The organism is Bradyrhizobium tropiciagri (assembly GCF_001189845.1).
GTDB lineage: Bacteria > Pseudomonadota > Alphaproteobacteria > Rhizobiales > Xanthobacteraceae > Bradyrhizobium > Bradyrhizobium tropiciagri.
Map to the genome: position 1 here is coordinate 1 of NZ_LFLZ01000031.1, position 19,475 is coordinate 19,475.

The following is a 19,475-nucleotide window of genomic DNA, read 5'->3' on the forward strand; positions in this document are numbered from 1 at the left end:
CGGTTCGCATGCAATGCGAACGGGGTGGGGTGATCTCTCAACACGGGCAGCGCCTGCTTGGAGAGACCTTCACCCCACCTCGGTTCGCATTGCATGCGAACCGATCCTCCCCCTCCAGGGGAGGATGAGAGCCATTGCCAGCGTGTCCGCATGCGCCCCCTACGCCCGCTTGCTCCGCATCGCGCGGGTCTGCGTGATGTCGGGGTCGCGCGCAAGCGCCTGGTAGCGCTTGCTGTCGACGGCGTAGATCGCGATGCGGCCTTCGGCATCGGCGTGCACGCCCCAACCAAAACGCTTTCCCAGCGGCGAGGCGCGCATGCAGGCCTGGCCGCGGGAGAAGAAGGTCTCGCGGGCGAGGTTGCGCTCCCTCTTCGCGGCTTTCGCATCGAGCGCGCGGCCGGCCGACGACGTGGCGAACACCACGTCGTCGGAGGTGTATTTGTAGGGCGCGCCTGAAATCATCCGGAATTGCAGCACGGCGACCGTCGGCTGGCCGCCGCGCGGCTGCGGCTCCTCGCCGCGCTGCGCCGGGCAATCCTCGGCGACGCGGATCAGGGTGTTGAAGCAGTTGGTGCTGTGCAGGACTTTCGCCATCGACACGATCCGTATCACACTCCCGCGGCGGCCGCATGCTGCGCCGCCATCTCGTCGTCGGCCTTCGATATCCGGACGAAAGCCGGGCGTGCGGTGATGCGTTCGGCGTAGCGGACGAAGACGTCCCTCTTCGGCACGATGCCGAACATCATGGTCCAGCTCAGCGCGACACCCCACAGGATGTCGGCCGCCGTGATCTGTTCGTCGAACAGATAGGGCCCCTTGGCGAGCTGCGCCTCAAGCGCGCCCAGCATGGTGTCGTAATCGGCATAGGGCGACTGCGTGATCGGCGCCGGCACGCGCTTCATGAAATGGTCGATCACAGCGGGCTCGAATGAGGAGCCATAATAGGCGATCCAGCGCAGATACGGGCCGCGGCGCGGGTCGTTCAGCGCCGGCGTCAGGCCGGCCTGCGGAAACAGATCGGCCAGATAGATGAAGATCGCGACCTGCTCGGTCACCAGCGCGTCGCCGTAGCGGATCGCCGGCACCTTGCCAAGCGGATTGATGGCGAGATAGGCGGCCTGCCGCTGCTCGGCGGCCTTCATGTTGAGGATGTGCAGATCATAGGGCGCGCCGAGCTCCTCCAGCAGCACGCGGGTGCCGGTGGCGCGGCTCTGCGGCGAGTAATACAGCGTGACGGGGACGGTGGTCGCAGCGGTGGTCATGGGCAGGTCTCCTTGCGCCGACAGGGGCATGGCCTCCTTATGTCCGCCTATACCTGACATCTTATGTCAGGTATGATTTTCCCATGCGCGCAAGCCGGCTGTTTTCCATCCTCACCACCCTGCAGGCGCGGGGACAGGTCACCGCGCCTGAATTGGCCGAGGCCTGCGAGGTCTCGGTGCGCACGATCTATCGCGACATCGACGCGCTGGCCGCCGCCGGCGTGCCCGTCTATGCCGACCGCGGCGCCGAGGGCGGCTATCGCCTGCTCGACGGCTATCGGGTGCGGCTGAACGGGCTGTCGCAGGGCGAGGCCGAGGCGCTGTTCATGGCCGGACTTCCGGGACCGGCCGCCGCGCTCGGCCTCGATGCTGCGATGGTGGCGGCGCAGACCAAGCTGATGGCGGCACTGCCGGAGAATTTGCGCCCCAACGCGAACCGGATGCAGCAGCGCTTTCATCTCGACGCGCCGGGCTGGTTCGGCGAGACCGAGGAGCCGAAGCACCTGCGCGCGATTGCCGGCGCGGTGCTGCGCGAGAACCTGATCGAGATCCGCTACCAGAGCTGGAAGGCCGAGAAACGGCGGCGCGCGGCGCCGCTCGGCCTCGTGCTGAAGGGCGGTAGCTGGTATCTCGTGGGCCTCGTCGACGGCAATGTGCGCACCTACCGCGTCGCGCGCGTGCTGGATTGCACGATCCTGGAGACGCCGTTCGCGCGGCCGGCGGACTTCGACCTCGCCGCATATTGGCGTGCCTCGATCGAGCGGCTCGAGGCCGAGCTGCATCCGAACGAGGCCACGGTGCGGCTGTCGCCGCTCGGGTTGAAGCTGTTCGATGCGCTGGCGCATCCCTACGTGAAGGCGCGGATGCGGCTTGCTGATGGCACCGACGCCGACGGCTGGCACATCGCCACCATGCCGGTCGGCAAGACGGTGTGGCATGCGGCGACCGAATTGCTGCGCCTCGGCGCCGAGGCCGAGGTGATCGCACCCGGCGGGTTGCGCGAGAAGATGGCAGAACTCACCGGCGCGATGGCCGCGCGCTATGCGGATGCGCCGCGGCGCCACGTTGCGGGCGCTAAAGCGCGATGAGATTGGGTCGAATGGTGCGGCTGAGTCGCTGCACCTCTCCCGCTTGCGGGGGAGGTCGGCGCGCAGCGCCGGGTGGGGGCTCTCTCCACGATGTGACTCGCGGAGAGAGCCCCACCCTAGCCCTCCCCCGCAAGCGGGGGAGGGGAGGCGGTACCGATGCCGCTGATACTTGCTCTCATCAAGCCCTGGTCAGTAACGGCTGTCGGAGCTGATGACGAAGCGGTCGAGGAAATTGACCGGCAGGATCTCGAACTTGTCCAGCTCAAGCGTAATCCCGGTCACGAAATCGACGCCCTTGATCGTGCCCTGGAGATCGATCCGACGGCCGCGGCGCAGGCCGCGTGTTTCCGGATGTTGCCCGACGTCGATATAGGCATAGATCGGATTGTCGAGCCGCGCATGGCGGTGCCAACCGCGTTGCAGAAAGCTGAATTGCAGCACCTCGCCCGCGCCCCAGTCGATCGCGTCGAAGAAGCGGGTCTTCCAGGCAACGGGCTGTCCCAGATAATGCGCCGCAATGAACGCGTCGCGCTCGAGCGCAGGCAGACGGTGCAGTTGCCAGCTGATCTCGGCCGGCGTCGGAGCGGCGTTGTTCGCCATTGTTCTTCTTGGGCTTTTCTTGTCGCTTCTTCTTGTCCTCGGCGGGAGGATACGTCCCGCCTTGAGGAAACTATACATCAACGAATGTGACAGTATCAGCCACAGTTGCGCGCGAGGTGCGGTAGCTGTTCACCTTGTGCGCATGGTCCGCATAGCCGAACGAGATACCGCAGACAACCCGGCGGTCGTCAGGCAGGTTGAAATGGCGGCGGATCAAGCCGGAATGGCGCGCGAGCGCGGCCTGCGGGATGGTGCCGAGCCCGAGCGCCTGCGCGGCCAGCATGAAGTTCGAGACATAGCCGCCGCAGTCGATCGCACCATAGATGCCGAGCGGCTCGTTGGTGTGGATGACGGCGACATGCGGCGCGCCGAAGAAATTGTAGTTCTCCAGCGCCTGCTTCGAATAGGCCGCCTTGTCGCCGCGCGCGATGCCCAGCGTGTTGTAGAGCTGGAAGCCACTCTCGCGCCGTCGCTCCAGATAGACCCCGACATATTCGCGCGGCGGCGTGAAGTCGTGGTCGTCCTTGGCGCCGGACGCAGCCTCGGCATAGATCGCCTTGCGGAAGCGCTCCTTGGCCTCGCCTGATGCGATCAGCACCTGCCAGGGCTGGCTGTTGCACCAGGACGCGGTGCGCTGTGCGACGCCGAGGATGTGCTCGATGACCTCGCGCGGCACCTCGCGCGGCAGGAACGCGCGCACCGAGTAGCGCTCGTTGAGCAGCTCCCCGAGCGCGCCGATGCGGTCCTCGGATGAATAGCGCGTGTTCGTTTTCGCATCCATGCTCAGCGCCCCTTGGTCGGGATCTTGTTGTAGGGCACGTCCTTGTCGACCCGGATGTCGCCGGGCAGGCCCAGCACGCGCTCGGCGATGATGTTGCGCAGGATCTCGTCGGTGCCGCCGGCGATGCGCATCGAGGGCGACGACAACAGCATCTGCTGGAACTGGCCGTTGGCCTGCTCCTCGTCAGTGCCGGTGAGGCTGCCCGCGGCACCCTCCAGATCCATCGCATAGGTCGCGATGTCCTGCAGCATCAGGCCGGAGACGAGCTTGCCGATGGAGTTTTCCGGACCGGGACGTTCGCCTTTCGACAGCGCGGAGATGGCGCGGTAGCTGGTGTATTTCAATCCACTCGCCTTCACTGCCCAGCTCGCAAGCTTGGAGCGCACCGCTGGATCGTCGATCGCAAGACCATCTTCCAGCATCAGGCTGGAGCAGAACTCGAACATCTCGGGCACGCCGGTCGCAAGCCGCGCGCCGATCGACATGCGCTCGTTCATCAGCGTGGTCAGCGACACGCTCCAGCCCTCGCCAACCGCGCCAAGCCGCTGGCTGTCCGGGATCACGACGTCGGTGAAATAGACCTCGTTGAACTCCTGCATGCCGTTGGCCTGCTTGATCGGCCGCACATCGACGCCGGGGCTCTTCATGTCGAGGAAGAACATCGTGAGGCCCTTGTGCTTGGGCACATTCGGATCGGTGCGCGCGATCAACAGGCCGTAGTCGGAGTAGTGCGCGCCCGAGGTCCAGATCTTCTGGCCGTTGACGACCCAATTGTCGCCCTTCTTCTCGGCGCGGGTGCGCAGGCCCGCGACGTCGGAGCCGGCCGACGGCTCGGAGAACAGCTGGCACCAGATCTCCTCGCCCGCAGCGAGCTTCGGCAGATAGCGGCGCTTGGCCTCCTCGCTGCCCCAGGCCATCACGGTCGGGCCGCACATGCCCTCGCCGATCTGGAACGGCTGGGTCAATTTGCCGTAGACGCCCTCTTCCTGCTGCCAGATCACGCGCTCGATCGGGGTGGCACCGCGACCGCCATATTCCTTCGGCCAGTGCAGGCAGGCCCAGCCGCCCTCCGCCTTCTTCTTCTGCCAGGCCTTGCCGACCTCGACCATGTCGTGCTTGGCGAGCCTGATGCGGCCGAGCGAGGACTTCGAGAGCTCCTCCTCGAACTCCTTCGGCGCGTTGGCGGCGATCCACTTGCGGGCGATGGACCGGAACTCGGCTTCCTGCGGCGTGTCATCGAAATTCATGGCGAACCTCTCTCGTTATTCCGGCGCCGTTACGCGCGGCCCTTGGTCGGGATCTTGTTGAAGGGAACGTCCTTGTCGACCCTGATGTCGCCGGGCAAACCGAGCACGCGCTCGGCGATGATGTTGCGCATGATCTCGTCGGTGCCGCCCTCGACGCGGGTGCCCGGCGCACGCAGCAGCATCGCCTGGAATTTGCCGGCGACCTCGGCATCCTCAGGGCCGCTCAAGCGCCCGCGGCGCCCTGCAGATCGAGCGCGTAGGTCGCGACGTCCTGGATCATCGAGCCGGCGACCAGTTTGCCGATCGAGTTCTCCGGTCCCGGACGCTCGCCACGCGACAGCGCGGAGATCGCGCGCATGCTGGTGTATTTCAGCCCGCTCGCCTTCACCGCCCAGTTGGCGAGCTTGGAGCGCACCGCACGGTTCTCGATCGCAGGGCCATCGTCCAGAATCAGGCTGTTGCAGAAATCGAACAGCTCGGGGAAGCCGGTGGCGACGCCGGCGCCGATCGACATCCGCTCGTTCATCAGCGTGGTCAGCGACACGTTCCAGCCGTCATTGACGTTGCCGAGCCGCTGCGAGTCCGGAATCCGCACGTCGGTGAAGTAGACCTCGTTGAAGTCGGAGGCGCCGCTCGCCTGCTTGATCGGCCGCACCTCGACGCCCGGGCTCTTCATGTCCAGGAAGAACATGGTGAGGCCCTTGTGCTTCGCGACGGTCGGATCGGTGCGGGTCAGCAGGATGCCGTAGTCGGAATAATGCGCGCCCGAGGTCCAGATCTTCTGGCCGTTGATGACCCATTCGTCGCCGTTCTTCTCGGCGCGGGTGCGCAGGCCTGCGACGTCCGAGCCGCCGGCCGGTTCCGAGAACAGCTGGCACCAGACCTTCTCGCCGGAGGCGAGCGGCGGCAGATATTTGCGCTTCTGCTCCTCGCCGGCGAACGCCATCATGGTCGGGCCGCACATGCCGTGGCCGATGATGAACATCGAGCTCAGGCGGCCGAACGGGCCCTCCTCCTGCTGCCAGATCACGCGCTCGATCGGCGAGGCGCCGCGGCCGCCATACTCCTTCGGCCAATGCAGGCAGGCCCAGCCGGCATCGGCCTTCTTCTTCTGCCAGGCCTTGGCGACCTCAAGGATGTTGGCGCCCTGGAGCGCAACGCGGCCGAGCGAGGCCTTGCGCAGCTCGTCCTCATATTGCTTCGGCGCATTGGCCGCGATCCAGGCCTTCGCCTCGGCGCGGAATGCGGCTTCCTGCGGGGTGTCGTCGAAATTCATGATCTTTCATCCTTCGCCGGCGCCGTAGGATGGGTAGAGCGAAGCGAAACCCATCTCTTGGACCACCCGCGTCATGATGGGTTTCGCTGCGCTCTACCCATCCTACAAATCAACAATCGTTACGCCGCGTTCTTCTTGCGCATGCGATCGATCAGCGCGTCTTCCCAATAGGACAGGCTGCCGAGACCGAGCGCGACCGCATTGGCGCGGCGATAGTACATGTGGCAGTCGAACTCCCAGGTGAAGCCCATGCCGCCATGGACCTGGATGTTGTTCTTGGCGCAGTGCTGGAACGCCTGCGTTGCGCTGATGCGCGCGGCAGCCGCCGCTTCCGGCAATTCGCCGGCGTTGGTCGAGAGCGCCCAGGCGCCGTAGTAGCAGTTCGAGCGCGCCAGCGTTGCCGAGACATACATGTCAGCCAGCATGTGCTTGACCGCCTGGAACGAGCCGATCGGACGGCCGAATGCGATACGGTCGAGCGCATAGTCGCGGCCCATTTCGAGCGCGCGGTCTGCGCCGCCGACCTGTTCGAACGCCGTCAGCACGGCGGCGCGATCGAGCACCTGGGTGATGACGCTCCAGCCTTCGCCGGTGGCGCCGAGCGGCTCGGCCTTGGCGTCCTTGAAGGTGATCTCGGCCTGGCCGCGGGTGAGATCGATGTTGGTCAGCGACTTCACCTCGACGCCGCCGGCCTTGAGATCGACGATGAACAGGGAGATATCGGACTCGCGTCCGCTTGAGCCGGTGCGCGCAGCGACCACGGCGAAATCGGCGATCGCGCCATCCGGCACCGGCTTTTTGACACCGTTGAGCACGCCGCCATTGGCCGTGACCTTGACCGCCTTCGGCGAGGGATTGCCCTTGCCTTCGAACAGCGCCAGCGTGCCGATGGCGTCGCCCGACGCGATCTTCGGCAGCCACTTCTGCTTCTGTGCGTCGCTGCCCGCGATCAGGATCGCTTCGGCGGCGAGATAGACCGTCGAAGAGAACGGCACCGGCGCCAGCGCGCGGCCCATTTCCTCCGCGATCACGCAGAGCTCGAGATGGCCGGCGCCCGCGCCGCCGAACTGCTCAGGGATCGCGACACCGAGGAAGCCCATCTCGGCGAGGCCCTTCCACAGCGACTTGTCGTAAGGCGCCTTGCGTCGAGCACCTCGCGCACGGCCTTCGGCGGGCACTGTTCGCTGAGGAACTTCCGCGCCTCGTCGCGCATCTGCTTTTGTTCGTCGGAGAAATCGAAGTTCATGGCGCTTACCCGCGTTGCTGTTGTTGTTCGTAGGATGGGTGGAGCGAAGCGATACCCATCGGTTGTGTGGTTCGAGATGATGGGTTTCGCTGCGCTCTACCCATCCTACTGTCAGTTCAAAATGATCACCTCGCCGCAGGGCTGCTCGGCGTAGAGCTTCTCCACCAGTGCGGCGCGGCGTTCGAGGCCGGCACGCTGGTTGATGTAGCCCTTGTCGGTGAGTTCGTTGCCGTCGATCGATGGCGGCTCGACCATCAGCATCGCGCGCGCGATCCGCATGCTGCTGCCGGTAGTGGACGCGTTGTGCGTCTGCAAGCCCTTTTCCAGACAGGCGATCACGTCCGGATGCCGGATCACCTCCTCATAGCTCGCATCGGCATTGCCGACGAGCTGGCGGCAGGCATGCAGGTTCGGCCAGCACAGCAGGCCGATGAACTCACGGTCCTGTCCCGCCACCAGCGCATCATGCACGACCGGCGTCGCGGCTGATATCGCATCGGTGCGCAGCGAGCCGACATGGACGAAGGTGCCGGTGGTCAGCTTGAAGTCCTCGACCACGCGGCCGGCGAAGATGATGCCCTGCAGCGGATCCGCGGGATCCACGAACACGCCGGCATCGCCAATGCAGTAGAAGCCTTCCTCGTCGAACATCTTCGCCGTGAGATCGGGCTGGCCGAAATAGCCCGGCGTGACGTTGACGCCGCGCAGCCGCAATTCATACTTCGAGCCGCACGGCACCATCTTCAGCTCGACGCCAGGGAATGGCAGCCCGATCAGGCCGACGCGCTCAGTATCCCAATAGGTGCCGGTCGAGGTCGGCGCGGTCTCGGTCGAACCCCAGCCGGTGTAGAACACGATGCGCTCGCCTGTGGTTTTCACCGCCAGCGCCTGCATGCGGTCATAGAGATCATCGGGCAGGCGGGCGCCGCCATAAGCCATGATCGAGAGATTCTTGAAGAAGCTCCGGCACAGCGCCTCGTCCTTCTCCATCGCGGCCGCGAGCGCGGCATAGCCGGCCGGCACGTTGGCGTAATAGGTCGGCGACACCTCGCGCAGATTGCGGATGGTCTCCTCGAGTTGGCCCGGCATCGGCCGGCCGTCGTCGATATAGAGCGTGCCGCCGTCAACCAGCACCGGATTGAACGCGGCGTTGCCGCCCATGGTGTGATTCCACGGCATCCAGTCGAGCACGGTCGGGATCGGCCCGGCCGTTTCGCGCGGCCGCACCTGCATCATCATCGCCGCGTTGGCGCACATCATCTGCTGGGTGTTGATGACGGCCTTGGGCATGCCGGTCGAGCCGGAGGTGAACAGCAGCTTGCCGACGGTGTCGGGCGTGATCTTCGCGATCGACGCGTCGACATCAGCCGTGACGGGCGTTGCCGCGAGCTCGGCAAAGGCCACGCTCCTGATGCCCTCGCAGGAACGCTGTACGTGGACGACCGTGATACCGGTGAGGTCGATCGCCTTGAGCGCCTTCTCGAAGGTCGGGCCATCCTGCACCATCACGACGGCGGGCTTGATCAGGTTGAAGAGATATTTGAGCTTGAGATGGTCCTGGCTCATCAGCGAATAGGCTGGCGACACCGGCGCGGCCGGCCGCCGCGCCTGCATCGCGGCCTGCGTCATCAGCGCGTGCTCGATCGAATTGCCCGAGAGGATCGCGACGGGCCGGCCGTCGGCAACGCCGAGGTTGAGCAGGCCTTGCGTCAGCGCATCGACGGTGCGCTTGGCTTCACCATAGGAGACCTTGCGCCACTGCCGATCGGGGCCGCCGCGTTGCGCCAGCCAGATGCGCTCCGGCGCCTGCGCCGCCCATTTGGCGAGATAGGCCGGGATATGCGTCTCATAGGCCTGGAGCGGGATCCGCGACTTCAGGACGACGGTGCCGTCGGCGCGCCGATCAATCACGATGTCACGCGCGAGCCAATCCACCTTGCGGAAGGCGGGCTTCGTCAGCATCGCCGCGTCTCCATCCATTTTGCGTCTCCCGGAATTCTTGTCCTTTTGAGGATCTGTTCTCAGCGCCTGATATAGACAGGCTTTCGTTTCTCAAGGAAGGCCCTGATGCCCTCCTGGAAATCTTCCGAGCGACTGCACAGCACCTGATTGCGATCCTCCATCGCAATCACGGCCTCGATCGAGCCGGCATCGACGCTCATGTTGATGCATTCCTTCGAGAGGCGCAGACCGACCGGCGAGGCCGTCATCATCGCATCGACATAAGGATTGGCGGCGGTATCGAGATCGGCGGCCTCGACGACTTCAGACACGAGACCGACAGCGAGCGCGCGATCGGCGTTGATGAAGCGTCCGGTGAGGATCAATTCGGAGGCGACCGACACGCCGACGAGGCGCGGCAGGAAATAGCTGGTGCCGATGTCGCAGCCCCCTAAGCCGAGCTTGATGAAGGCACAGTTCATCCGCGCGTTCTTCGCGGCGATGCGGATGTCGGCGGCGAGCGCCAACGCGAAACCGCCGCCGGCGGCCGCGCCCTGCACCAGCGCAATGATCGGCTGCGGAGCGCGCCGCATCAGCATCACGATGTCGGCAATGCGGCGCTGCGAGTCCAGGGAGTCAGCGACGCTCGGCGGTTCGGTCTGTCCGCCGCGGCGGGCCATCGCGTGCTTGAGATCAAGCCCGGCGCAAAAATTCGCGCCGGCGCCCTTCAGCACCACGACGCGGGTGTCGCGATTGCGCTGCAAGCCCTGGAAATAGACGTTGAGCGCATCGATCAGCGAGGGATCCAGCGCGTTCAGGCTCTCGGGACGATTGAGCGTGACCCAATCGACTCCATCGTGATGTTCGATCAGCAGCGGTTGAGACACGCGTCACACTCCTGCATCTGCAGATGCGGTGCCGGTTAATGCGCCCTCTCCCCTTGCGGGAGAGGACATGTGCGTCGGTGCCGCGTATCCGCTTCCGAGAGGGGTGGCCGCGGGGAGAACCCCTCTCCCGGCAGCCTTCGCTGCCGCCCTCCCCCGCAAGGGGGGAGGACAAGAGGCGAAATCCGCGTTAGCGCGGCGCCATGCGGATGGCACCGTCGAGACGGATGGTCTCGCCGTTGAGCATCGGATTCTCGACGATGTGGACGGCGAGGTTGCCGTATTCCGAAGCGTCGCCGAGGCGGGCCGGATGCGGCACCTGGGCGCCGAGGCTCTTGCGCGCTTCCTCGTTGAGACCCATCAGCAGCGGCGTCAGAAACAGGCCGGGCGCGATGGTGTTGACGCGGATCTTCAGGCTGGCGAGGTCGCGCGCGGCCGGCAGCGTGAGGCCGACGACGCCGCCCTTCGAGGCCGAATAGGCGATCTGACCGATCTGGCCCTCATAGGCCGCGACGGACGCGGTGTTGATCACGACGCCGCGCTCCTCACCGATCGTTTCGGCGGTGGCGAGGCGCTCGGCGAACAGGCGCAGCACGTTGAAGGTGCCGATCAGATTGACGTTGATGATGCGGACGAATTTCGCCAGCGGGTACGTTCCGTCCTTGCCGATAATGCGCTGCGAGCCGCCGATGCCGGCGCAGTTCATCAAGACCCGCGCGATGCCGTGCGCGGCCTCGGCCTTGGCGATCGCCGCCTTGATCGCTTCCTCGTCGGTGACGTCGGCGTGCAGGGCAACGCCCTTCACGTCAGCGGCAACCTTCTCGGCGTTTTCCTTGTTCTGGTCGATCACGCCGATCTTGGCGCCCTTGGCGGCCATGGCGCGCGCGGTTGCGGCGCCGAGCCCGGAGCCACCGCCGGTGATGAGAACGGCAACGTCTTTCAACTGCATGAGAACAACCTTTCCTTGGGCGTTTCTTCTCTAGACTCGAACTTTTTTATCCGGCGGCGATCGCTGCCGTTTCCTTATCGGGATTGAGCACGCCGCCGAAGATCAAGGCTTCCATATGCCTGATGTATTCGCGGCAGACCTCGTCGGTGACCGGACCGACACCGACCGCGCGCGACATCGCGTGGCGGCCGAAGAACAGGTGATCGCAGGCGCCGATCAGGCTGGTGTAGAACAGCACCGGATCGATCTTGCGAAATTGGCCAGCCTTGATGCCCTCTGCGAGCAGCCGGCGGTGAAAATCCAGCAGTGGCGCGACGAAGAATTTCGACACTTCGTCCGCAGCGCCAGCCGAGCTCTCGTGCAGGAGATAATGGATCAGCCGGTTCATATAGGGGAACTGGTGATAGGCGCGGATGATGCCGCCGATATGCAGGCGCAATTTCTCCGCCGGCGTGATCGGCTGCGCCAGCAGATATTCGAGCTGCGATATCTCGGTGGCGGCATCGCGCGCCAGCAGCGCCAGCAACAGCCCGTCCTTGTTGCCGAAATGATATTTCACCAGCGCAGCGTTGACCCCGGACTTCTGCGCGATGTCGGACAGCGAGACCTCGATCGAGGCGCGCTCGATCATCAGCTCGCTGGCTGCGACCAATAGCTTGTCGGCAGTGGCGTTTCTGCCCGCGGCGAGTTTCGTCGGTACGCTGGTATTCAACTGCGCTCTGGTCCCGCTTGGTGTCTGGACTCGACGGTAAATCGAGGCCGCACATAAGCCCATGGCGGGGCAGCACTCAAGAGTTAATTGATTGATTGACTAAATGCTGAGCCGCCCCTTAAATCCGGCCCAACTTTTAGGGCCCCCAATCCAGAAAACATCAGGGAGATCAGACATGGCCGAGGCATATATCGTCGCCGCCGCTCGCACCGCGGGCGGCCGCAAGGGAGGGCGTCTCGCCGGCTGGCATCCGGCCGATCTGGCCGCCACCGTGCTCGATGCGCTGGTCGAACGCTCCGGAGCCGACCCGGCGCAGGTCGAGGACGTGATCATGGGCTGCGTGATGCAGACCGGCGAGCAATCCACCAACATCGCGCGCAACGCGGTGATGGCCTCCAAGCTGCCGGAGAGCGTGCCCGCCACCTCGATCGACCGCCAGTGCGGCTCCTCGCAGCAGGCGCTGCACTTCGCGGCGCAGGCCGTGATGAGCGGCACCATGGACTGCGTGATCGCCGCCGGCGTGGAATCGATGACCCGCGTGCCGATGGGGCTCGCCTCCTCGCTGCCGGCCAAGAACGGCTTCGGCCACTACAAGAGCCCGGGGATCGAGGCGAAATATCCCAACATCGTCTTCAGCCAGTTCACCGGTGCGGAGATGATGGCCGAGAAGTACGGCCTGTCGAAGGATGAGCTCGACGAATACTCGTACAACAGCCACCAGCGCGCGATCGCGGCGACCCAAGCCGGCCATTTCAAGGACGAGATCGTGCCGGTGAAGATCACCCGTGCCGACGGCTCGACCGACACCCACCACATCGACGAAGGCATCCGCTTCGATGCCAGCCTCGACGGCATCAAGGGCGTCAAGCTGATCGCCGAAAACGGCAAGCTGACAGCGGCGAGCGCCAGCCAGATCTGCGACGGCGCCTCCGGCGTGATGGTCGTCAACGAGAAGGGCCTGAAAGCGCTCGGCGTGAAGCCAATGGCGCGCATCCATCACCTCACCATGATGGGCGGCGATCCCGTGATCATGCTGGAAGCGCCGCTGCCGGCGACCCAGCGCGCGCTGCAGAAGGCCGGCATGAAGATCGGCGACATCGACCTGTTCGAGGTCAACGAGGCCTTCGCCTCGGTGCCGACCGCGTGGCTGAAGACCACCGGCGCCGATCCGGCCCGGCTCAACGTCAATGGCGGCGCGATCGCGCTCGGCCATCCGCTCGGCGGCAGCGGCACCAAGCTGATGACGACGCTGCTGCATGCGCTGAAGCAGCGCAACAAGCGTTACGGCCTGCAGACCATGTGCGAAGGCGGCGGCATGGCGAACGTGACGATTGTCGAGCGGCTGTAAAGTCGCGTTAGGCGAACCCGAGGCTCTCCACATAAAAGATGTCGTCCCGGCGCAGGCCGGGACCCATAACCACAGCCGTTTGTGGTTAGGCCCGGCTGGGGCCACAACCCAGTCCAACAACAATAATTAGTGGTTATGGGTCCCGGCCTTCGCCGGGAGACCAGCTTGTTTGAGGAAACATCTTTGACCCATCCATCCATCCACGCGCGCAACCATCCGGACAAGATCGCCTACCAGATGGCGGCATCCGGCAAGGCCATCACCTATCGCGAGCTCGACGAGCTCTCGAACCAGGGCGCGCATCTGTTCCGCTCGCTCGGCCTGAAAGCCGGCGACCACATCGCGCTGCTGATGGAAAACCGCCTCGCCTTCATGGAGATCTGCTGGGCCGCGCAGCGCTCGGGGCTGTATTACACGGCGATCAGCCGTTACCTCACCGAAGAGGAGATCGCCTACATCATCAAGGACTGCGGCGCCAAGGTGTTCATCACCACCCCGCAGTGTGCCGACAAGGTGAAGGGCCTGATCAAGGGTGAGCCGGGCGAACCGCTGTTTTACATGATGGACGAGCCTGCACCGGGCTTCCGCTCCTATGACAAGGAGGCCGCCGCGCAGCCGACCACGCCGGTTGCCGACGAGGTCGCCGGCTACGACATGCTGTATTCCTCCGGCACCACCGGCCGCCCCAAGGGCATCAAGAAGGAGTTCGAGGGCAACCGGATCGACGTGCCGAACCCGTTCCTGCGGATTCTCACCGCCGACATGTGCGGCATGAACGCTGACAGCGTCTACCTGTCGCCGGCGCCGCTCTATCACGCGGCTCCCCTGCGCTTCAACATGATGGCAACCGTGCTGGGCGGCACCTCCGTCATCATGGAGCATTTCGACGCCGAGGAATTCCTGAAGCAGGTCGAGAAGCACAAGGTGACGCAGTCGCAGCTGGTGCCGACCATGTTCGTGCGCATGCTGAAGCTGCCCGACGAGGTACGCGCCCGCTACAAAGTCTCCTCGCTGAAGGGCGCGATCCACGCCGCGGCGCCCTGCCCGGTCGACGTCAAGGCCAGGATGATCGACTGGTGGGGACCGATCCTGATCGAGTACTACGCCGGCTCCGAAGGCAACGGCGTCACGGTCTCGACCTCGCAGCAATGGCTGACCCACCGCGGCACGGTCGGCCGCGCGGTGGTCGGCAAGGTCAAGATACTAGACGAGAACGAGGAGGAGGCACCGACGGGGCAGATCGGGCAGGTCTACTTCGCCGACGCGCCGGCTTTCAGCTATCACAACGATCCCGAGAAGACGAAGAAGGCCTACAACGCCAGGGGCTGGTCGACGCTCGGCGATGTCGGCTACCTCGATGATGAAGGCTTCCTCTATCTCACCGACCGCAAGAGCTACATGATCATCTCCGGCGGCGTGAACATCTATCCGCAGAAACCGAGGACGTGCTGATCACGCACCCCGCAGTCTCCGACGTCGCGGTGTTCGGCGTGCCGAACGAGGAGATGGGCGAAGAGGTCAAGGCCGTGGTGCAGCCGCACGACATCGGCAAGGCCGGCAAGGAGCTCGAAGCGAGCTGATCGCGTTCTGCCGCCAGCATCTGTCGCCGATCAAATGCCCGAAGAGCATCGACTTCGAGCAGGAGCTGCCGCGCACGCCGACCGGCAAACTGGTGAAGCGCCACCTGCGCGACAAGTACTGGCCGAAAGCTCTCGCCAAGGCGTGACGCGCCCCACCCTCCCCTGGAGGGGACGCCTCTTATCCTCCCCTGGAGGGGGAGGATCGGTTCGCATGAAATGCGAACCGAGGTGGGGTGAAGGTCTCTCATATTAGGCGCCGCCCGTGTTGAGAGATCACCCCACCTCGCCTCACATCTCGCTGCGCTCGCTGTGAGCCGACCCTCCCCCTCCAGGGGAGGGTGAAGCGGAATGCTGCGTCCAGCAAATCCGTTACCTACAACTCCGCCGCCGGCTCGCAGGCGGCGGAGGTCGCGGCGCGCAGGTGGAGCTGGCCGTGCTTGCCTGATGCCGTGGTGGTCCACTGGGCATCGATCTGCTGCAAATCCTCCGACAGCTTGCCGCGATGGCTGCCCTCGGACTCGAACGCACCGTCGCCATCGGGCGGCCGTTCGAAGATCTCGACCTCGAGATCGGACAGCCGGATGAACATCTCGACGCCGATCTTGGTCACGTGGCGGCCGACTTCATATGACCCGCATCCGCGCGCTTCGGCATTCTGCTCGTTCAGGGCCTGCACCTTGTCGAAGGTGACGACGACGTTCTGCACCGTGGTATCGCCGTCCCACAGGAATTCGCCGATATAGGCGCGCGGCAGTTTTTCGGTCAGCTGCTTGATGTCGGCGGCGCGCACGGCCGAATTCAGCATAAGGCTTGCCGCCGCGATCGTCAGACCGAGACGCGACATCCAGCCGGGCAGCTCTGCAATCCTCGCGTGGCGCATGCGGTATGCTTCCCCTGGGCAATGTTGCTATCGTCAGAACAATGGCCGCCAGCATACAGCAAATTGCGCTGGTTGTGCGGCGATGCCCAACAGGTGATCTCAGATGGAAGCCCTCTCCGACGTCCCGCTGCCCTCTACCATCCGCTCGCGTTATGTCGACGGGATCAACGGCCTGCGCATGCATGTGCTCGAAGCAGGCTTCGAGACAGCCGGCCGGCCCTGCCTGTTGCTGCTGCACGGCTTTCCGGAGCTGGCATTTTCCTGGCGCAAGGTGATGCCGAAGCTTGCCGCCGCCGGCTATCACGTGATCGCGCCGGACCAGCGCGGCTATGGCCGCACGACGGGCTGGAGCGCAAATTATGACGGCGACCTCACCGCCTTCCGCCTGCCCAACCTGGTGCGCGATGCGCTCGGGCTGGTCGCGGCGTTCGGCTACAGCCACGTCGATGCGGTGATCGGGCACGATTTCGGCTCGTCGGTCGCAGCGTGGTGCGCGCTGATCCGCCCCGACGTGTTCCGCGCGGTCGTGATGATGAGCGCGCCCTTCTCGGGCCCGCCGTCGCTGCCGTTCAACACCGCCAACGAACCGGCAAGGCCCGCGACTGACGACCCCGTGCATCGCGAGCTCGCCGCGCTGCCGCGTCCGCGCAAGCACTACCAATGGTACTATTCGACGTATCAGGCGAATGACGACATGCATCGCGCCCCGCAGGGCGTGCACGACTTTCTGCGCGCCTACTACCATCACAAGAGCGCGGACTGGAAGGACAACAAACCCTACCGGCTGGAGTCATGGTCTGCGGGCGAACTGGCAAAGCTGCCGACCTACTATGTGATGGATCTCGCCAAGGACATGGCCGCGACGGTCGCCGAACAGATGCCGTCTCGCGCAGCGATCGCCGCCAACAGTTGGCTGCCGGACCGCGAGCTTACCTATTACAGCGCCGAGTATCAGCGCACGGGATTCCAGGGCGGGCTGCAATGGTACCGCTGCGGCACCTCGGGCGCGTTCACGGCGGAGCTGCAGACCTGGAGCGGCCGCACCATCGACCAGCCGTCCGCCTTCATCTCGGGCAAGCAGGATTGGGGCACCTATCAGCGGCCCGGCGTGTTCGAGGCGATGCAGACGAAGGCCTGTACCAAAATGATCGGTTGCCATCTGGTCGACGGCGCCGGCCACTGGGTGCAGCAGGAACAGCCCGATGAAGTGAGCCGGCTGCTGCTTCAGTTCCTCGCGCGCGCGGCGCAGTGACGGGCTGACGCAAGGAAAAATCTCCGGGAATCGTCGGGGCATTTCCGGGAACATTCCATGGAGCCTGGCGTTGCAGCCAGCCGGTCTTGTCCGGCGGACCGACGTGGAGGAGGACTATGGAAAAGAAGATTGCCGGATTGTTGGGAGCGGTCGCATCGCTGGGCGCGCTCGGGGCCGCGCAAGCTGCGCCGGCACCCGCGCCGACCGACGTACTACAGGCGAACTCCTACGCAGAACTGCTGGAGCCGATCACCAACGCCTCGGCAAAGCTGCAAGCCCTGGACGAGGCGACGCCGCCTCCGGCGCGCGAGACCGTCCAGCTCGCGCAGTTCTATCATCACCACCATCATCACCATCACCACCACCATGGCTACTATCGCGGCTATGATCGTGGCTATGGACCTCCGGTCATCGTGGTGCCGCGCTATCGGCGATACCATCACCATCATCACCACCACCATCATCACCACAGCTTCTATCGGCGCGATTACTGAGCCGCGGCGGTTGGGCGACGCGACAAATGGGCCTGCAGGCCCGGTTTGTTTTGCCGCAATGATGCGACGGCGCCTCAGGCCCCTCGCGTCTTCTCCTTGGCGGCGCGGTGGAGATGGCGGTAGGTGCCGTCGAACACCGTGTCGGTCGACGAGGTCCATTCGGTGCCGGCAGCCAGTTTGGGCCGATTGCTGTAGATGCGGCGCGCCTGCAATTCGCGCTCGGCGGCTTCCTCCTCGCCCATCGGCTCAAGCTGGAAATCCGCCTCTTCCGGAATCACGATGATCTGCGCGAACGGCTCATTCGGCCGGAAGACGTGCGTGCGTCCTTCCACTGGTGCCTTGAACACACAGAAGAACATCATCGGCCACCAATTGCGGATCAGCGCCGGAACGGCGATCGGCACGGTGTCGGTGCGGTCGGTGTAGAAGCGCGGATGCGGCTCGGTGCGAACCGCCATGCCCTGTTCGACCTTGAGGTCGAGCAGGATCTGGTAGGTGTAGAACGTGTCGCCAAAATTCCGGAACGGCGGCCACTGCACGCCGCTGTCCGGCGGCTCGCCCCAATCCGCATCGAGGTGCAACCGGCCGTCGCGCGTGGTGACGTGCAGCTCGAAGCCGTATGGGTAGAACAACTCGATCCCATACTGCGCGCCTTCCGAGAACGGCACGCAGTGCCAGACCTGCTCGCGTGAGCCGTCGGTGCGCGGCTCGCGTCGTCCCGCCCAGCCCGGAATCTCGAGCTTGGTCCGCCGCGGTGCCAGGCGTGGATCGTTCAGGCGATATTTGACCGTGCTCATGGAGTCTCCGCTGCTCAGGACCGGAACTCGAACGGGCCCGCGATCGCCTGGTTCCCCTGTTCGTGATCAAAAACGCAACGAAGGCAGGGCCCTTTGGATTGACCACGGCATCGCGAACCAATATTAGAATTATTCTAATTCTAAGTTAGGTGAAGAAGGCGTTGCCGTGAAGAATTTCGCCGATCTGACCGAGCGCGAGGTGCTGGCGGTCGCGATTGCCTCCGAGGAAGAGGACAGCCGCATCTATATGTCCTTCGCCGAGGACCTCGCCGGCCGCTATCCCGATACCGCAAAGATCTTCGAGGAGATGGCGGAGGAGGAGCGCGGCCATCGCCACCGGCTGCTCGAAACCTACGAGCAGCGCTTTGGCCCGCATCTGCCGCCGATCCGGCGCGAGGACGTCAAAGGCTTCCTGCGCCGGCGTCCGATCTGGCTGACCAAGAACCTGCCGCTCGACACCATCCGCAAGGAAGTCGAGACCATGGAGCTGGAAGCCGAGCGCTTCTATGCCAAGGCGGCGGAGAAGGCCGAGGATACCGGCGTACGCCGCCTGCTCGGCGATCTCGCCGAAGAGGAGAAGGGCCACGAAAAACTCGCGGTCAAGCTGACCGGCGACATCCTCAAGCCCGACGTGCGCGCCGAGGAAGACCGCACGCGGCGGCGGATGTTCGTGCTGCAATATGTGCAGCCGGGCCTCGCCGGACTGATGGACGGCTCGGTCTCGACACTCGCGCCGCTGTTCGCCGCCGCCTTCGCCACCCATCACAACTGGCAGACGTTTCTGGTCGGCCTTGCCGCCTCGATCGGCGCCGGCATCAGCATGGGCTTTGCCGAAGCACTGTCCGACGACGGCTCGCTGACCGGCCGCGGCTCGCCATGGCTGCGCGGCCTGACCTGCGGATTGATGACGACGCTCGGCGGTCTCGGCCACACCATTCCCTATCTCGTGCCCGATGCCTGGCCGAATGCATTCTGGATCGCGACTGCGATCGCCGGAATCGTGGTGTTCTTCGAATTGTGGGCGATCGCCTTCATCCGCTCGCGCTACATGGACACGCCGTTCCTGCAGGCGGTGTTCCAGATCGTGCTCGGCGGCGCGATCGTGCTCGCGGTCGGCATCTTGATCGGCGCGGCGTAG

The 19,475-nt window shown here is 64.9% G+C and carries 16 protein-coding genes and 3 pseudogenes; 6 read left to right on the forward strand and 13 right to left on the reverse strand.

Annotation, left to right across the window (positions count from 1 at the left end; genetic code table 11):
* Positions 1-159: 159 nt before the first annotated feature.
* Together AKN84_RS23475 and AKN84_RS23480 are read right to left on the reverse strand one after the other, a co-directional pair.
* Positions 160-594, reverse strand: a complete 435-nt coding sequence (locus AKN84_RS23475) for a DUF6157 family protein (protein ID WP_050422979.1) — start codon at positions 592-594, stop codon at positions 160-162.
* A gap of 14 nt (positions 595-608) precedes the next feature.
* A complete protein-coding gene (locus tag AKN84_RS23480) occupies positions 609-1,262 on the reverse strand; it encodes a glutathione S-transferase family protein (protein ID WP_050422980.1) in 654 nt (217 codons plus the stop codon).
* Between the two features lie 83 nt (positions 1,263-1,345).
* Between AKN84_RS23480 and AKN84_RS23485 the strand changes: the two genes are divergently transcribed.
* On the forward strand, positions 1,346-2,350 hold the full coding sequence (locus tag AKN84_RS23485) for a helix-turn-helix transcriptional regulator (protein ID WP_050422981.1): 1,005 nt from the start codon (positions 1,346-1,348) through the stop codon (positions 2,348-2,350).
* Positions 2,351-2,539: 189 nt separating this feature from the next.
* Here AKN84_RS23485 and AKN84_RS23490 read toward each other — a convergent pair whose 3' ends face one another.
* The 9 genes and pseudogenes from AKN84_RS23490 to AKN84_RS23530 form a co-directional block, all read right to left on the reverse strand.
* Entirely contained in the window at positions 2,540-2,950 is a 411-nt protein-coding gene (locus tag AKN84_RS23490; RefSeq protein WP_050422982.1) for a hypothetical protein, read from the reverse strand.
* 70 nt (positions 2,951-3,020) lie between these two features.
* On the reverse strand, positions 3,021-3,731 hold the full coding sequence (locus tag AKN84_RS23495; protein WP_050422983.1) for a nitroreductase: 711 nt from the start codon (positions 3,729-3,731) through the stop codon (positions 3,021-3,023).
* A 2-nt stretch (positions 3,732-3,733) separates the two neighbouring features.
* Entirely contained in the window at positions 3,734-4,978 is a 1,245-nt protein-coding gene (locus AKN84_RS23500) for an acyl-CoA dehydrogenase (protein WP_050422984.1), read from the reverse strand.
* Positions 4,979-5,007: 29 nt separating this feature from the next.
* Positions 5,008-6,254: pseudogene (locus AKN84_RS23505) on the reverse strand (acyl-CoA dehydrogenase).
* Between the two features lie 119 nt (positions 6,255-6,373).
* A pseudogene (locus tag AKN84_RS23510) lies at positions 6,374-7,500 on the reverse strand (acyl-CoA dehydrogenase family protein).
* Positions 7,501-7,611: 111 nt separating this feature from the next.
* Positions 7,612-9,480, reverse strand: coding sequence for an AMP-binding protein (locus tag AKN84_RS23515; RefSeq protein ID WP_050422985.1), 1,869 nt, complete (start codon positions 9,478-9,480; stop codon positions 7,612-7,614).
* 41 nt (positions 9,481-9,521) lie between these two features.
* The gene (locus AKN84_RS23520) at positions 9,522-10,328 is read right to left on the reverse strand and encodes an enoyl-CoA hydratase/isomerase family protein (RefSeq protein WP_050422986.1); all 807 of its coding nucleotides are present in this window, start codon (positions 10,326-10,328) and stop codon (positions 9,522-9,524) included.
* 187 nt (positions 10,329-10,515) lie between these two features.
* A complete protein-coding gene (locus AKN84_RS23525) occupies positions 10,516-11,274 on the reverse strand; it encodes an SDR family NAD(P)-dependent oxidoreductase (RefSeq protein WP_050422987.1) in 759 nt (252 codons plus the stop codon).
* A 46-nt stretch (positions 11,275-11,320) separates the two neighbouring features.
* Positions 11,321-12,049, reverse strand: coding sequence for a TetR family transcriptional regulator (locus AKN84_RS23530; RefSeq protein ID WP_050422988.1), 729 nt, complete (start codon positions 12,047-12,049; stop codon positions 11,321-11,323).
* A 112-nt stretch (positions 12,050-12,161) separates the two neighbouring features.
* On the opposite strand from AKN84_RS23530, the gene AKN84_RS23535 reads away from it, so the two are divergent.
* Positions 12,162-13,334: an acetyl-CoA C-acetyltransferase gene (locus AKN84_RS23535; protein ID WP_050422989.1), complete on the forward strand. Its 1,173-nt coding sequence runs from the start codon at positions 12,162-12,164 to the stop codon at positions 13,332-13,334.
* A gap of 183 nt (positions 13,335-13,517) precedes the next feature.
* Positions 13,518-15,060: pseudogene (locus AKN84_RS23540) on the forward strand (acyl-CoA synthetase).
* Between the two features lie 227 nt (positions 15,061-15,287).
* Here the strand turns inward: AKN84_RS23540 and AKN84_RS23545 are convergent.
* Positions 15,288-15,794 carry a hypothetical protein gene (locus AKN84_RS23545; protein ID WP_050422990.1) on the reverse strand — a complete coding sequence of 169 codons (507 nt, stop codon included), beginning with the start codon at positions 15,792-15,794 and terminating at the stop codon, positions 15,288-15,290.
* Positions 15,795-15,897: 103 nt separating this feature from the next.
* On the opposite strand from AKN84_RS23545, the gene AKN84_RS23550 reads away from it, so the two are divergent.
* Together AKN84_RS23550 and AKN84_RS23555 are read left to right on the forward strand one after the other, a co-directional pair.
* On the forward strand, positions 15,898-17,046 hold the full coding sequence (locus AKN84_RS23550) for an alpha/beta fold hydrolase (protein WP_050422991.1): 1,149 nt from the start codon (positions 15,898-15,900) through the stop codon (positions 17,044-17,046).
* A gap of 116 nt (positions 17,047-17,162) precedes the next feature.
* On the forward strand, positions 17,163-17,540 hold the full coding sequence (locus AKN84_RS23555; protein ID WP_050422993.1) for a hypothetical protein: 378 nt from the start codon (positions 17,163-17,165) through the stop codon (positions 17,538-17,540).
* Positions 17,541-17,614: 74 nt separating this feature from the next.
* On the opposite strand, the gene AKN84_RS23560 is transcribed toward AKN84_RS23555, so the two are convergent.
* On the reverse strand, positions 17,615-18,337 hold the full coding sequence (locus AKN84_RS23560) for a hypothetical protein (RefSeq protein WP_050422994.1): 723 nt from the start codon (positions 18,335-18,337) through the stop codon (positions 17,615-17,617).
* A 166-nt stretch (positions 18,338-18,503) separates the two neighbouring features.
* Here AKN84_RS23560 and mbfA point away from each other — a divergent pair, with 166 nt between their 5' ends.
* A complete protein-coding gene (gene mbfA, locus AKN84_RS23565) occupies positions 18,504-19,475 on the forward strand; it encodes an iron exporter MbfA (RefSeq protein ID WP_050422995.1) in 972 nt (323 codons plus the stop codon).

Excerpts from the sequence above, each read along its gene's own strand:
- AKN84_RS23560 (WP_050422994.1), bottom strand. The coding sequence starts at position 18,337 with ATGAGCACGGTCAAATATCGCCTGAACGATCCACGCCTGGCACCGCGG.
- AKN84_RS23515 (WP_050422985.1), bottom strand. The coding sequence starts at position 9,480 with ATGGATGGAGACGCGGCGATGCTGACGAAGCCCGCCTTCCGCAAGGTG.
- AKN84_RS23480 (WP_050422980.1), bottom strand. The coding sequence starts at position 1,262 with ATGACCACCGCTGCGACCACCGTCCCCGTCACGCTGTATTACTCGCCG.
- AKN84_RS23495 (WP_050422983.1), bottom strand. The coding sequence starts at position 3,731 with ATGGATGCGAAAACGAACACGCGCTATTCATCCGAGGACCGCATCGGC.
- AKN84_RS23555 (WP_050422993.1), top strand. The coding sequence starts at position 17,163 with ATGGAAAAGAAGATTGCCGGATTGTTGGGAGCGGTCGCATCGCTGGGC.
- AKN84_RS23545 (WP_050422990.1), bottom strand. The coding sequence starts at position 15,794 with ATGCGCCACGCGAGGATTGCAGAGCTGCCCGGCTGGATGTCGCGTCTC.
- AKN84_RS23530 (WP_050422988.1), bottom strand. The coding sequence starts at position 12,049 with ATGGGCTTATGTGCGGCCTCGATTTACCGTCGAGTCCAGACACCAAGC.
- AKN84_RS23535 (WP_050422989.1), top strand. The coding sequence starts at position 12,162 with ATGGCCGAGGCATATATCGTCGCCGCCGCTCGCACCGCGGGCGGCCGC.
- AKN84_RS23525 (WP_050422987.1), bottom strand. The coding sequence starts at position 11,274 with ATGCAGTTGAAAGACGTTGCCGTTCTCATCACCGGCGGTGGCTCCGGG.
- AKN84_RS23475 (WP_050422979.1), bottom strand. The coding sequence starts at position 594 with ATGGCGAAAGTCCTGCACAGCACCAACTGCTTCAACACCCTGATCCGC.
- AKN84_RS23550 (WP_050422991.1), top strand. The coding sequence starts at position 15,898 with ATGGAAGCCCTCTCCGACGTCCCGCTGCCCTCTACCATCCGCTCGCGT.
- AKN84_RS23485 (WP_050422981.1), top strand. The coding sequence starts at position 1,346 with ATGCGCGCAAGCCGGCTGTTTTCCATCCTCACCACCCTGCAGGCGCGG.
- AKN84_RS23500 (WP_050422984.1), bottom strand. The coding sequence starts at position 4,978 with ATGAATTTCGATGACACGCCGCAGGAAGCCGAGTTCCGGTCCATCGCC.
- AKN84_RS23490 (WP_050422982.1), bottom strand. The coding sequence starts at position 2,950 with ATGGCGAACAACGCCGCTCCGACGCCGGCCGAGATCAGCTGGCAACTG.